16 protein-coding genes are annotated in these 12,768 nt (G+C 69.7%); 5 read left to right on the forward strand and 11 right to left on the reverse strand.

The features are described from left to right. Nucleotides 1–115 precede the first annotated feature (115 nt). On the forward strand, nt 116–1,228 hold the full coding sequence (locus MUG78_RS02840) for a CaiB/BaiF CoA transferase family protein (RefSeq protein WP_246992009.1): 1,113 nt from the start codon (nt 116–118) through the stop codon (nt 1,226–1,228). 82 nt (nt 1,229–1,310) lie between these two features. On the opposite strand, the gene MUG78_RS02845 is transcribed toward MUG78_RS02840, so the two are convergent. The 5 genes from MUG78_RS02845 to mftA form a co-directional block, all read right to left on the reverse strand. Beyond that, nucleotides 1,311–2,111, reverse strand: a complete 801-nt coding sequence (locus tag MUG78_RS02845; RefSeq protein WP_246992012.1) for a mycofactocin-coupled SDR family oxidoreductase — start codon at nt 2,109–2,111, stop codon at nt 1,311–1,313. A 190-nt stretch (nt 2,112–2,301) separates the two neighbouring features. Then, nucleotides 2,302–3,519: a pre-mycofactocin synthase MftD gene (mftD, locus tag MUG78_RS02850; RefSeq protein WP_246992014.1), complete on the reverse strand. Its 1,218-nt coding sequence runs from the start codon at nt 3,517–3,519 to the stop codon at nt 2,302–2,304. Between the two features lie 79 nt (nt 3,520–3,598). Then, a complete protein-coding gene (gene mftC, locus MUG78_RS02855) occupies nt 3,599–4,894 on the reverse strand; it encodes a mycofactocin radical SAM maturase (RefSeq protein WP_246992016.1) in 1,296 nt (431 codons plus the stop codon). 4 nt (nt 4,895–4,898) lie between these two features. After that, nucleotides 4,899–5,225 carry a mycofactocin biosynthesis chaperone MftB gene (gene mftB / locus MUG78_RS02860; RefSeq protein ID WP_246992018.1) on the reverse strand — a complete coding sequence of 109 codons (327 nt, stop codon included), beginning with the start codon at nt 5,223–5,225 and terminating at the stop codon, nt 4,899–4,901. Continuing rightward, complete coding sequence (gene mftA / locus MUG78_RS02865) at nt 5,225–5,305, reverse strand: mycofactocin precursor MftA (RefSeq protein ID WP_246996771.1); 81 nt, start codon at nt 5,303–5,305, stop codon at nt 5,225–5,227. Before mftA ends, mftB begins: the two co-directional genes overlap by 1 nt. A gap of 123 nt (nt 5,306–5,428) precedes the next feature. On the opposite strand from mftA, the gene mftR reads away from it, so the two are divergent. The 4 genes from mftR (at nt 5,429) to MUG78_RS02885 (ending at nt 9,136) form a co-directional block, all read left to right on the forward strand. Then, the gene (gene mftR / locus MUG78_RS02870) at nt 5,429–6,034 is read left to right on the forward strand and encodes a mycofactocin system transcriptional regulator MftR (RefSeq protein WP_246992020.1); all 606 of its coding nucleotides are present in this window, start codon (nt 5,429–5,431) and stop codon (nt 6,032–6,034) included. Between the two features lie 87 nt (nt 6,035–6,121). Then, nucleotides 6,122–7,180 (forward strand): ferredoxin--NADP reductase, encoded by a 1,059-nt coding sequence (locus MUG78_RS02875; protein ID WP_246992022.1) that lies wholly within the window; start codon nt 6,122–6,124, stop codon nt 7,178–7,180. A 4-nt stretch (nt 7,181–7,184) separates the two neighbouring features. Further along, nucleotides 7,185–8,384 carry an NAD(P)/FAD-dependent oxidoreductase gene (locus MUG78_RS02880; protein ID WP_246992024.1) on the forward strand — a complete coding sequence of 400 codons (1,200 nt, stop codon included), beginning with the start codon at nt 7,185–7,187 and terminating at the stop codon, nt 8,382–8,384. A 17-nt stretch (nt 8,385–8,401) separates the two neighbouring features. Continuing rightward, complete coding sequence (locus MUG78_RS02885) at nt 8,402–9,136, forward strand: DNA alkylation repair protein (RefSeq protein WP_246992026.1); 735 nt, start codon at nt 8,402–8,404, stop codon at nt 9,134–9,136. A 25-nt stretch (nt 9,137–9,161) separates the two neighbouring features. On the opposite strand, the gene MUG78_RS02890 is transcribed toward MUG78_RS02885, so the two are convergent. Genes MUG78_RS02890 through MUG78_RS02915 form a run of 6 tightly spaced genes read right to left on the reverse strand, consistent with a single transcriptional unit; the run spans nt 9,162 to nt 12,745 of the window. Further along, the gene (locus MUG78_RS02890) at nt 9,162–9,545 is read right to left on the reverse strand and encodes a DoxX family protein (protein WP_246992028.1); all 384 of its coding nucleotides are present in this window, start codon (nt 9,543–9,545) and stop codon (nt 9,162–9,164) included. 28 nt (nt 9,546–9,573) lie between these two features. Beyond that, complete coding sequence (locus tag MUG78_RS02895) at nt 9,574–10,089, reverse strand: hypothetical protein (RefSeq protein WP_246992030.1); 516 nt, start codon at nt 10,087–10,089, stop codon at nt 9,574–9,576. Next, entirely contained in the window at nt 10,086–10,727 is a 642-nt protein-coding gene (locus MUG78_RS02900) for an Rv1363c family protein (protein WP_246992032.1), read from the reverse strand. The genes MUG78_RS02895 and MUG78_RS02900 overlap by 4 nt, the downstream gene beginning before the upstream one ends. Continuing rightward, nucleotides 10,724–11,260 (reverse strand): hypothetical protein, encoded by a 537-nt coding sequence (locus MUG78_RS02905; protein WP_246992034.1) that lies wholly within the window; start codon nt 11,258–11,260, stop codon nt 10,724–10,726. The genes MUG78_RS02900 and MUG78_RS02905 overlap by 4 nt, the downstream gene beginning before the upstream one ends. Next, nucleotides 11,257–11,841, reverse strand: coding sequence for an Rv1363c family protein (locus MUG78_RS02910; RefSeq protein ID WP_246992036.1), 585 nt, complete (start codon nt 11,839–11,841; stop codon nt 11,257–11,259). The genes MUG78_RS02905 and MUG78_RS02910 overlap by 4 nt, the downstream gene beginning before the upstream one ends. A gap of 31 nt (nt 11,842–11,872) precedes the next feature. Further along, nucleotides 11,873–12,745, reverse strand: a complete 873-nt coding sequence (locus MUG78_RS02915) for an SDR family NAD(P)-dependent oxidoreductase (RefSeq protein ID WP_246992038.1) — start codon at nt 12,743–12,745, stop codon at nt 11,873–11,875. Between the last annotated feature and the right edge of the window lie 23 nt (nt 12,746–12,768).

Below are 12,768 nucleotides of genomic sequence, written 5' to 3' on the forward strand. Positions count from 1 at the left end.
GAACCAGAGACCACAGGAGTTGCCTGCCTCACAGTTGTGTAATGCTGAAGTCAACGGTCAGATGACCCGCACCGCTCGTGAGAATTCGCTTGTGACAATTCGGAGGTACTTCGCAGTGACTACGCCCAGCCGTCCTTCCTCGGGTCGTTCCGGCCCCCTCGCCGCCATTCGCGTCATCGAGTTCGCCGGCATCGGCCCGGGCCCGCACGCGGCCATGCTGCTGGCCGACCTCGGCGCCGACGTGATCCGCGTCCAGCGTCCCGGCGAACTCCCCAAGGAAGGCCGCAAGGCCGACGCCCTGCTGCGCGGTCGCCGCGTGGTGGAGGCCAACCTGAAGAACCCGGCCGACCGCGAGACCATCCTGAACCTCGTGGCCAAGGCCGACGTGGTGATCGAAGGCTTCCGCCCCGGCGTGATGGAACGTCTCGGCTTCGGGCCCGACGACCTCGCCGCGGTGAACCCGGGCCTCGTCTACGGCCGCATGACCGGCTGGGGCCAGGACGGCCCGCGCGCCGAGCTCGCCGGCCACGACATGAACTACATTTCGCTCACCGGCATGCTGCATGCGATCGGCCGCGCGGACGAAAAGCCCACTCCCCCACTGAATTTCGTCGGCGACTTCGGCGGCGGCTCGATGTTCCTCGTGGTCGGCGTCCTGGCCGCGCTCGTCGAACGCAGCATCTCCGGTAAGGGCGAGGTGATCGACGCCGCGATGGTCGACGGCGCCTCGGTGCTCGGCCAGATGATGTGGGCCTTCCGCGGCACCGGCCTCTGGCAGGACCGGCGCGGCGTGAACCTGCTCGACACCGGCGCACCGTTCTACGAGGTGTACGAGACCTCGGACGGCAAGTGGATGGCGGTCGGCGCGATCGAGCCGCAGTTCTACGCGCAGCTGCTGGCCGGCCTCGAACTGGATCCGGAGTCGCTGCCCAATCAGCTCGACATGTCGCGCTGGCCGGAGCTCAAGGAGAAGTTCATCGAGGTCTTCGCCACCAAGACCCGCGACGAGTGGGCGGCGATCTTCGACGGCACCGATGCCTGCGTCTCGGCCATCCTCGACTTCACCGAGGCCCCGAACGATCCGCACCTGGCCGCCCGCGGCTCGCTGGTGGAGATCGACGGCGTGATGCAGGCCCAGGTGGCCCCGCGCTTCGGCCGCTCGGCCACCGAGACCCCCGAGGCCCCGGCACGCGAGGCCACCGACCCGGCCACCGTCTGGCAGGACTGACGCACGGACTGATCGACCAGGAAGGCCCGGACCGCGACGCGGTCCGGGCCTTTCCGGTGTCATACGGGGCACTAGCGAAGTGCTAGACCTTGGTCGCACCCATGTCGATCTCGAGCTCCGAACCGGTGATGGCGGCGGCGGTCGACAGGTAGAAGACGGCGTCGGTGAGGTCGTCGACGCTGGCGACCGGGTAGTGGTCCATCATCGACGGGAAGTGGCGGCCCCAGTTCTGGAAGGCCTTGATCGCCTCGGTGTCTTCGAGGCCCATCGCCGTGTGCACGGCGTAGGGGTGCACGGTGTTGACGCGGATCTTCTCCGGGCCGAGCTCCTTGGCCGCGGTCTGCGCCAGGCCGCGCAAGCCGAACTTCGACGCCGAGTACGACGCCTGCACCGGCATCGCCTTGATGCCCGCACACGACGAGACGATCACGATGCTGCCGCCGTTGCCTGCCTCGAGCATCACCGGAATCGCGGCCTTGAGCGTCTTCCAGGTGCCGACCAGATTCACGTCGACCACGTCGGTGAACTGCTCCTCGGTCATCTCCCAGGTGAGGCCCCAGGTGAGGATGCCGGCGTTCGCGATGACGTGGTCGAGGCGCCCGAACCGCTCGACGCCGTCGGCGAGCAGCTGCCGCTGGAACTCCAGATCGCGGGTGTCGCCCTGGCGCGCCAGAATCGTGCCGCCGGCCTCTTCCACGAGGCGGACGGTCTCGGCGAGATCGTCGGCGGTCGCGGGCGGATAGGTCGTGTGGTCGGCGACGCGGTCGGCGATGTCCATGCCGATGATCGACGCACCCTCGCGCGCGAAACGAATGGCGTGGTTACGCCCCTGACCACGGGCGATACCCGTGATGTACACAACCTGACCGTCGAACTGTCCCATTACCGAAACGCCTTTCTAGAGCACACGTAGTCGCCGAACTGTAACACGTTCTAGTCTGGGCGACGGTCGCGCCCGACGCCTCTTCCCGTCCCCCACGGTGGGGGATGCGAAACGGTTCCCCGCCCGGTGTCGGCACGCTGGTGACAGCGCGGCCGACCCCGGACGGGGAACCGTGTTCGGGCGGTGACGATCAGCCGCCGAAGGACTGCTCGAAACCCTCGGGGATGATCAGATCGTCGCGGCTCAGGTCGGCGATGTCGGACTTGCCCAGGCCCATGAGCGAGGAGTCCAGGCCCATCTGCAGCAGGTCGAGGACGTTCTCCACGCCGGTCTGCCCGTTGGCGGCGAGGCCCCAGAGGTAGGCGCGGCCGATCATCACGGCCTTGGCGCCGAGCGCCAGGGCCTTGGTCACGTCGCTGCCGCGGCGGATGCCGCCGTCGAGCAGCACGTCGAGGTCCTTGCCTACCGCGTCGGCGATCGGGCCGAGCACGCGAATGGTGGCCGGGGTGCCGTCGAGGTTGTTGCCGCCGTGGTTGGAGACCGAGATGGCGGTGGCGCCGATGTCGACGGCGCGCTTGGCGTCGTCGAGCCGGGTGATGCCCTTGACCATGAACTCGCCGTCCCAGTGCTCACGCAGCCACTGCAGGTCTTCCCAGGTGGGCGGCGGGGTGTTCATCCACTGGCCGTACACGTTGAAGAAGGTGGGCCCGGGCTCGCCCTTGTGGGCGATGTTCGGGGCGCTCAGGTCCGGGATCAGCAGCTTGCCGTCGCGGAACCAGCTCATTGCGAAACGCGGCTTGGTGATCATCTCCGGCGCCAGCTTGGCGACGGCGTTGAAGTCGACCTTCTCCGGGATCTCCGGGCTGCCCCAGTCGCGGCCGACGTTGAAGACCCAGTCGGTGGTGACGATGAGACCCTTGCAGCCCGCCTCCTTGGCGCGGTTCGCGCGCGCCAGGATGTCTTCGCGGCTGCCCAGCCAGTAGATCTGGAAGAACACCTTGTCGTTGACGGCGGTGACCTCTTCGACCGGCTTGGACGCGAAGCTCGACAGGCCCATCGCGGTGCCGCGGGCGGCGGCGGCGCGGGCCACGGCCACCTCGCCGTCCGGGTTCACGGCCTGCACGCCGGTCGGGCTGATCATCACCGGGAACGGCAGGTGCTGTCCCATCACGGTGGTGCTCAGGTTGCGCTCGGGGGTGGCGCCGATGACGTGCGGCGCGAAGCCGAGCTCACCGAACGAGTCGACGTTGTCGTTGACGGTGATACCGGCCTGGGTGCCGGCGACCAGCGACGAGTAGATGGTCTTCGGCAGGCGCTTCTTGGCGCGCCGCTGGGCCTCGCCCACGGTCTCGAACCACGGGTTGCGGCGCCACGGATTCTTTTCCGCGAGCTCAGAGAATTTGGACATGTTTCTAACTCTCGATCAATTGGGGTGGTGAAGACTCGACGGTCGTTCCCATCGTCGACGACGGACCGACCGGCGGATGTCAGGAACAGCAGTTCGACGACGAGCAGCCGGTGGCCGTCGTCGGCATGAAGCCGGCCAGCGGGTTCTCGTCGCAGTCGCGCGAGGGCGGGCGAGTCATCAGGGTCAGCGGCGTGCCGCGCGAGTGGTCCTTGTTGGCGGTGGGCTTGCTGCGCTCGCCGGCCAGCAACTGTTCGCCGTAGCCCTGCACGCACTCGGGGTCGGGGCCGTCCAGCGGCAGTCCGGTGAAGAACTTGGCCGCCATGCAGCCGCCGCGGCAGGCGTCGTAGTGCGCGCACGAGTTGCATGCGCCGGCGCTCTGCGGCTCGCGCAGTTCGGTGAACAGGTCGCTGCGCTGCCAGATCTCCTGGAAGCCGCCCTCGGTCTCGGTGATGTTGCCGGCCAGGAAGTTCTCATGGATCGCGAACGGGCAGGCGTAGACGTCGCCGACCGGGTCGATGAGGCAGACCACGCGTCCGGCGCCGCACAGGTTGAGGCCGGGCAGACCGCTGCCGCCGCCGCTGCTGAAGGCCGACAGGTGGAAGAAGGAGTCGCCGGTCAGCACCCGATCGCCGTGCGCGACAAGCCAGTCGTAGAGCTCCTTCTGCTGCTCCGGCAGCGGATGCAGCTCGTCCCAGACGTCGGCGCCACGGCCGGACGGACGCAGCCGGGTGATGCGCAGCGTGGCGCCGAAGCGGTCGGCCAGCGCCTTGAACTCGTCCAGCTGGGTCACGTTCTGGCGGGTCACCACCACGCTGATCTTGGCGTCGGCGAAGCCGGCGTCGGACAGGTTCTGCAGGGCGCGCACGGCCATGTCGAACGAGCCGGGTCCGCGCACGGCGTCGTTGACCTCGGCGGTCGCGCCGTCGAGCGAGATCTGCACGTCCACGTAGTCGGTGGCGGCCAGGCGCTGGGCCACCTCCGGGCTGATGCGCAGGCCGTTGGTGGAGAACTTGACGCCCACCTGGTGGTCGACGGCGTAGTCGACGAGCTCCCAGAAGTCCGGGCGGACGGTCGGCTCGCCGCCGCCGATGTTCACGTAGAAGACCTGCATGCGCTGCAGTTCGTCGATGATCGCCTTGCACTGCTCGGTGCTCAGCTCGCGCGGATCACGTTTGCCCGAACTCGACAGGCAGTGCACGCACGCGAGGTTGCAGGCGTAGGTCAGTTCCCAGGTGAGGCAGATCGGCGCGTCCAGACCACGCTCGAACTGGTCCACCAGCCGACCCACCTTCGGGGGCGCCGCGGCGACGGTCGGGAGGTCGAGGCGGGGGGTGGTCGACGGCAGGTCGTCGATCCGGGGTTCAAGGGTGGTCATGAGTTCACTCCTGGTCGCGGGCGGTGATCATCCCGGAGTCGGCCAGCGCGGTCAGCGCCTGGACGTACATCGGACGGTCGGCGTCGGCGATGCCGGCGGCGATCAGGGCCGCCTCCGCGCTGGGCTGATCGGCCAGCGACTGCACCAGGTCGACGACGACGAGGTTCTTGAGGAAGGACAGCTTGCGTGTCCCGAAGTGATAGAGCAGCGCACCGAACGGTTCCGGCCGCAGGGCCACCGACGGATTGAGCCGCCAGGGCAGCGTGAGAGAAAAGGACGTGCTTCCGGTGACCGCGAGGTCACCGGAAGCACTAGTCGACGCGGTGGTCATCAGTAGACGCCGCACATCCCGTCGATGGAGACTTCCTCCACCAGCGATTCCGTGACGAGTTCCTGAGTGTCCTCTGCCATGTGAACCAACCTCCTTCGAGTTTGTTTGTGGTTCACGACACACTATAATGGCACCAGGTGCAAAATCAAGGGGGCCCGGCGACACCGCCGACCGCGGCCAGAACACCGCAGGAGATGAGCAGGATGACGCGTGCCGGGCGACCACAATCGACCACGCGCGCCGAACTCAGCACCCTCGCCATCGACCTGTTCACCGAGAACGGCTTCGATCAGACCAACGTCGACGACATCGCCGCCGCGGCCGGCATCGCCCGCCGCACCCTGTTCCGCTACTTCCCCTCCAAGAACTCCATCCCCTGGGGCGACTTCGACGGCCACCTGGCCAAGATGCGCCTACAGCTGCGCGCCCACCCGGACCAGCCGCTCGGCGAAGGCCTGCGCCTGGCGCTGATCGCGTTCAACGAGGTCCCCGAGGTGGAGCACGAACACCACCGACGTCGCATGCAACTGCTTCTGGAAGTTCCTGCGCTACAGGCGCATTCGATGCTGATGTACGGCGAATGGCGGCAGATCGTGGCCGAGCACGTCGCCGAACGCCTCGGCCTGCCGGCGACCGCACACCTGCCGCAGACCATCGCGTGGCAACTGCTCGGCGCCTCGCTCGCCGCCTACGAGCAGTGGCTGGCCGACCCGTCCACCGACCTCCTCGAACTGCTCGACGAGGGCTGCACCGTGGTGACCCACGGCCTCCCACCGGAGGCCGTCGAGCTGCACACCGGGCGCAACTAGACTCGCGCTCGAGTCCTGATATTCTGTATTAGAACCTGTTCTAGTTTCCCGGCGGCGACGCCGGGCCCATTCCACAGAGAGTCCACGATGACGGATCTGACGCCGCACTCCGCACGCAGTGCGATCCTCACGGTCGCCGAGGTGATCGACGAGACGCCCGATGCCCGCAGCATCGTCTTCCACGTGCCGGACGTGCACGCGGACAAGTTCACCGACTACGAATCGGGACAGTTCCTCACGCTGCGCATCCCGAGCGACCAGACGGGCTCGGTGGCCCGCTGCTACTCGCTGTCGTCGGCGCCGGGCGCCGACGAACTGCCCAAGGTCACCGTCAAGCGCACCGCCGACGGCTACGGCTCCAACTGGATCTGCGACAACCTCGCCGCTGGCGTCCAGATCGAATCGCTGCCGCCGTCGGGCGTCTTCATCCCGGCCAACATCCACGCCCCGCTGCTGCTGATCGCGGCCGGATCCGGCGTGACCCCGGTGATGTCGATTCTGAAGACCGCCCTGGCCAAGGGCACCGGTCCGATCACCTTCTTCTACGCCAACCGCGGCGAGAACGACGTGATCTTCGCGGCCGAGCTCCGCGACCTGGCCGCCAAGCACACCGGCCGCCTCACCGTGATCCACTGGCTCGAGTCGCTGCAGGGCCGTCCCACCGCCAAGGCGCTGGCCACCAGCTTCGCGTCGATGGCCACCACGCACAGCGCCTACATCTGCGGCCCCGGCCCGTTCATGGACGCCGTGCACGCCGGACTGGCGAAGGCCAAGTTCGACCACCACAACGTGCACACCGAGGTCTACAACTCCCTCGCCGGCGACCCGTTCGTCGACATCGAACTCGAAGAGGTCAGCGACGAGGAGGCCGCCGCGGCCGCCGAGGTCGAGGTGGAGCTGGACGGCGAGACGCACACGTTGAAGTGGCCGCGCTCGCGCACCCTGGTCGACGTGATGCTGGCCGCCGGTCTCGACGCGCCGTACTCCTGCCAGGAAGGCGAATGCGGATCGTGCGCGTGCACGCTCGTCGAGGGCACGGTGGAGATGGAGAACTCCGGCGCCCTGGATCCCGACGACATCGCCGACGGCTACATCCTGGGCTGCCAGGCCCGGCCCACCAGCGACAACCTCTCCGTGGAGTTCTGATCTGATGCGCGATTCCGTCGTCATCGTCGGTGGCGGACTGGGAGCCTCCCGCCTCGCCGAGAACCTGCGCGGGAACCAGTTCGCCGCGCCCATCACCATCTTGTCGGCCGAGGCGCACCTGCCGTACGACCGCCCGCCGCTGTCCAAGGTCACGCTGACCGACGACGCCGATCGCGTCGACCTCAAGCCGGCCGAGTTCTACACCGACGCCGACATCGACGTCCGCCTCGGCGCACGTGTGGTGTCCGTGGACACCGCGGACCGGCACGTCGTCGTCGAAACGCTCGACGGCGAGCGTTCCGAGGTTCCCTACGGCACCCTGGTGCTCGCCACCGGCCTGCGCCCACGCACATTCCCCGGTGAGGGCGGCGACCTGGCCGGCGTGCACGTGATCCGCACCTTCGACGACGCCGTGGCCCTCCGCGAAGAGATCGGCGGTGCCCGCACCGCCGTGGTGATCGGCGCCGGTTTCATCGGCTGCGAGGCCGCTGCCAGTCTGATCAAGCGCGGCCTCGACGTGAGCGTGGTCGAACCCGCGCCCACTCCCCTGGCCGCCGCCCTCGGCCCGGTCATCGGACAGTTCGTGGCGCGCCTGCACACCGAGGCCGGCGTGAAGATGACCACCGGGGTCGGCGTGACGCGCCTGCTCGGCACCGACGGCCGGGTGTCCGCGGCCGAACTCGACGACGGCACCGTGCTCGAGACCGATCTCGTAGTGGTGGGCATCGGCGGCTACCCCGACCTGACCTACCTGGAGGGCTCGGACATCGCGCTGGCCGACCGCGCCACCGGCGGTGGTATCGCGTGCGACCACCTCGGCCACACCAGTGCACCGAACGTCTTCGCGATCGGCGACGCCGCGAACTGGGCTGACGCGCACGGCGATCGCCAGCGCGTGGAGCATTGGAACCACACCGTGGAGCAGGCGGTCACGGTGGCCGCCGAGATCGAAGAGCACGCGCTGCCGGCGCCGACCGTGCCGTACTTCTGGAGCGACCAGTACGACCTCAAGGTCCAGCTGCTCGGCTCCCCGCGGCCGGACGACGAGGTGCACGTGGTCGACGACGACGGCCGCAAGTTCCTGGCCTACTACAGCCGCGACGGCCTCCTCACCGGCGTCGTCGGCGCCGGCCGTGTCGGGAAGCTGATGAAGACGCGACCGCACCTGCTCACCGAGACGCCGATCGCCGACCTGCTGGGGTGAACGGCGTTGGCCCGCACGTGACTTCGACGGCCACCGCCGCCGAAGTCGTCGCAGCGGTCCATGCCCTCGGCGACCCGGAGCGGGCCGTCGGGAACAGCCGGTTCTTCAAGACCGGCCCCGGGGAATACGGCGAGGGCGACGTATTCGTCGGCGTCCGGGTGCCGCAGCTCCGCGCGCTGACGAAATCGCTGCGCGGGCTGCCCGTCGACGTGGTGCGCACGCTGCTCGACGATCCGGTGCACGAGGTGCGACAGGTCGCGCTGTTCACCGCGACCGCGAACTTCGCCGCGGCCGATCCGGCCGGGCGCGCCGCCTGGGTGCAGTTGTACCGGGACGCGGTGCGGGCCGGGCGCGTGAACAACTGGGACCTCGTCGACCTCTCCGCCGACCCGATCCTCGGCGCCTGGCTGGTGGAGCAGGGCGACCACCGGGAGCTGCTGACGTGGGCCCGCTCGGAGAACCTATGGGAACGCCGGGTCGGCCTCCTCGGCACCTTCGCCTTCCTCAAAGCCCAACAGCCGCACGCACTTCTGGACGTGGCGCCGCTGGTGATCGACGACCGCCGCGACCTGATCCAGAAGGCCTTCGGCTGGATGCTGCGTGAACTCGGCAAACGCGTCGACCGCCGCCTGCTGCTCGGCTACCTGGATGCGCACGCCCACGCGATGGGCCGCACCGCGCTGAGCTACGCGACCGAGCACCTCAGCGCCCAGCAGCGCACCCGGTACCGAGCACTACGCAGCCCGCATTGACCCACGCCGTCGGCGGACCGTTCGGTCAGTCGGCGCCCGTCCCCGGGCTCTTGCGCCATACGGTGATCGCGGCGGCGATCAGCGGGATCTGCAGCGGCAGCCGAGCCCAGGCGACGGTCTTGACCGCCGGGCTACGGTCCGCCACCAGGCGCACCGTGTTGAGGTTCGCCGGGAACACCGCGATCATCAGCGCAGCGGCCGCCGCCGCGGCCCCGCGCCGGGTCCGCGTCGGCAGCAGTGCCGCGCCGATGCCGATCTCCGCCGCGCCCGACGCATAGGTCAGCTGCCGCGGATCTCCGGGGATCTCCTTCGGGATGATCCCGTCGAAGGGTTTGGGCGCCACGAAGTGCAGCACGCCCATGAAGATCAGCAGTCCCGAGAGTGCTTTCGCCATCCGATCGATCAGCATGGGACGAGTCTACTGACGGTCGTCGTCCCTATTGCGGCGAGACCGGCTCCAACCGTGCCAACAGCCAGCGGCCGTTCTCGGCGGTCATCGTCGCCCAGCGCGCGACGCCGATCCGCTCCGGCTCACCGGGCGCGCCCTGCAGGGCGATCGACTGATCGACGAAGACCAGCACCCGCGCCCGGCTGCCGGTCCGCTCGGTGACGCCGACGTCGAGGACCACCGCCGCCATCTCCACGCGCGAGGTGGTGGCCGCGGGGAACACCACGTCCGGTCCGCGCGTCAGATAGTCGGCGGCCAGCGCACCGGTCAGCCGTTCGGCCACCCGTGCGCGATCGGCCGCGTCGTCATCGGGACTGAAGTTCATCAGGTCGGTGACGGCGATCGCCGCGGCCTGCCGGATCGGTGCGGCGGCATCGTCGACCGAGGTGCCGCGCCACGCGAGGACGCCGGCCACCACGGCCACGATCACCGCCACGCTGGTCACCACGGCCCAGATCGACACGAAACGACGATCCGCGGGCACGGTGAGTCGACGGGCGATCATGAGGCCCGCTCCGTGTCCTGCACCAGCCACCGGTCGCCGGAGCGGGTCATCAGCACGCGCACCGCGACCCGATCGGTACCGGGGGCGCCGCCGACCAGCTCCGGCGCGGTCGCCTGCGCCACCACCAGCACCGGGACGGTGTCCCCGGACTCGGGCTGCACGCCGGCCGAGATCACCCGTCCGGTGCTGGGAGCGCCCAAGCCGGCGACGGCGGCGCGCAGGTCGTCGCGGGCCTTCGAGAGCCGGTCGTGCTGAGCGCCGGTGCTCAACGCGAGCACCCGGTCCACGTATTCGTCGGCCGCCCGCGGATCGGCCGACAGCATCACCTCGATGGCCTCGGTCGCGGCGGTGCGCACAGCCGCATCCCGATTCAGCGTCTCCTGCGCCGAGGTGCGATCGACCGACGCCCACACGGCGGCCGCGACCAGGGCGACCGCCACCACGAGAGCCGCGATCATCAGCAGCCGGAGCCCGGCGCGACGACGTCGGGCCACGCGCCGCAACCCCGGCGCCGCCTCGATCCGCGCCTCCCGCTCGGCGCGCTCGGCCGCGGCATAGGCCTCCCGCGCGGCGGTGAGCCGTGTGCTCTGCTCCCGCGCCGCCTTCTCCCCCGTCGCCGTCTCCGTCGTGCCCGTCACTGCAACTCGTCCAATCCGTTCAACAGCCAGCGATCGCCGGAGCGCCGGAACTCGGCGTTCACCGACTTTGTGCGCACCGTGGGCTCCCCGCGATCCGAGGTCACCACCACGTCGACCACCACCAGCGCGGTCCCGGAGTCCTCGTGCGCGTCGACCACGCCCACCTGTCGCGGCTCCCAGCGCACCGACCGCGTACCCGCCGGCGGCTGCGCCGACAGCGCGGTGGCCACCGATGCGGCCAACGACGGCGTGATGAGGGTGCGCGCGTGCGCCCGGTCCTGCTCCCAGCTGGCGGCCCGCGCGGAGAACACGTCGGCGACGATCCGACCGGCCTGCTCCTGCAGCTGCGCAGTGGTGTCGACGCGTTCGACGACCGGTGCCCGCCGCTCCTCGGCCACGCCGAACGCGGTCGCCGCGGCAGCGAACAGCAGCACGGTGACGAGGCCGCGCACCACAGCGGCCCGCGGGCTCAGCGGCGCCTCGAGGCGGTCGATCAGTTTCTGCTTCCTCGGGGTTTCCGTACGTTCGGTCATGGCAGGAAGGCCACCCCCGACAATTTGAGCCGGCCGTCGTCCGGTTCGACGACGACCCGCAAACGCAATGGGCGCCGGATCTTGCCCGAGCTGCCGTCGGCTTTGACCGCGACGGCGGCGGCCACCAGGACCACGCCGCGGTCGCCGCTGCGACCCGCCAGGCCGGCGCCGTCGACCCAGGCGCGGCCGTCGCTGCCCTGCTCCCGCACGAACTCGCTGTAGGCCTCCGCCGATCGAGAGAACTCGTCGTAGAACTCGCCGGTCGCGCCGGCCAGGATCTGCCGCACCCGATTCTCGTTGTCGGCGTCGGCGGTCAGCAGCACCTGCACGCGTGCGGTCGCGGCGTCGACGAGCTCAGCGTCGCTGTACCCGTTTCCCCGCTCCTGCGCCTGCCACACCGCGAGCCCGGCCAGTACCACCGCCAGCACGGCGACCACCGCCAGGGTGAGCCGGACGCTGCGCGTCAGCCCTTCGCGCACACCGGCATCGACTTCCGCCTCCGCCAATCGCGCATACGCCTGTTTGCGGGCAGCACGCGCCGCCCGCCATCGCGTCACCGCCGGATCCGCACCTCTTGCCACGGCTCGACCCTACGCGGGGCGCGGTGGCCGGCTACTGGCCGATGCGCGTGTTGTAGTCCGATCGCGCGTCGTGATCGGGGTTCAGGAAGATGGTGTCGGTCTTGATCAGTCGCCGCAGCGCCTGCTTGACCGGGTGCGGCAGGATCGTGTTGACGCCCACCCAGCCCATCGACCGCGGCGCGGTGACGCGGACGCGCGGGTGCGCGATCACCTCCACCACGCGGGCCGCGACCTGCTCGGGTCCGACCGCCGCGACCATGGCGTTGGTCTCCAGGCCGTCGATCAGCCCGGTGGTGGTGAAGGTGGGCAGCACGGTGCTGACGCGTACGCCGCGCGGCGCGAGTTCGGCGTCGAGCGCCTCGGAGAACTCGATGACCGCGGCCTTGGCGCCGTTGTAGACGGTGAGGCCCGGATTCGGCAGTCGCCCGGCGACGGAGGCGATGTTCACGATCTGTCCGCCGCGGCCGTCGACCATCCTTCGCGCCGCAGCCTGGCTGCCCAGCATCACGCCGATCAGGTCGATCTCCACCGTGCGCCGGATCAGCGCCTCGCTGTAGTCGAGGAAGGAGCCGACCGGCATGATCCCGGCGTTGTTCACCAGCACGTCGAGCGGTCCGACGCGGCGTTCGATCTCGTCGAGGAAGGCCGTGAACGACGCGGCGTCGGTCACGTCCAACTCGATGCCCTCCACGCCCAGATCGGCGGCGGCCTTGCCGACCGCGTCGGCGTCGATGTCGCCGAGCACGACGTGCGCTCCGGCCGCGAGCAATGCCGTCGCGGTCTCGAAGCCGATCCCGCGCGCACCGCCGGTGACGGCGATGACCTTGCCCGCCAACGCTTTCCGGACGTCGGCGAGACGACGATCGGCGCGGGCACGACGGGACGACAGAAGAGTGGACAGCATCGCTTGCTCCCTCGCGTGCGAAA

This window comes from Gordonia alkaliphila, from assembly GCF_023017165.1.
GTDB lineage: Bacteria > Actinomycetota > Actinomycetes > Mycobacteriales > Mycobacteriaceae > Gordonia > Gordonia alkaliphila.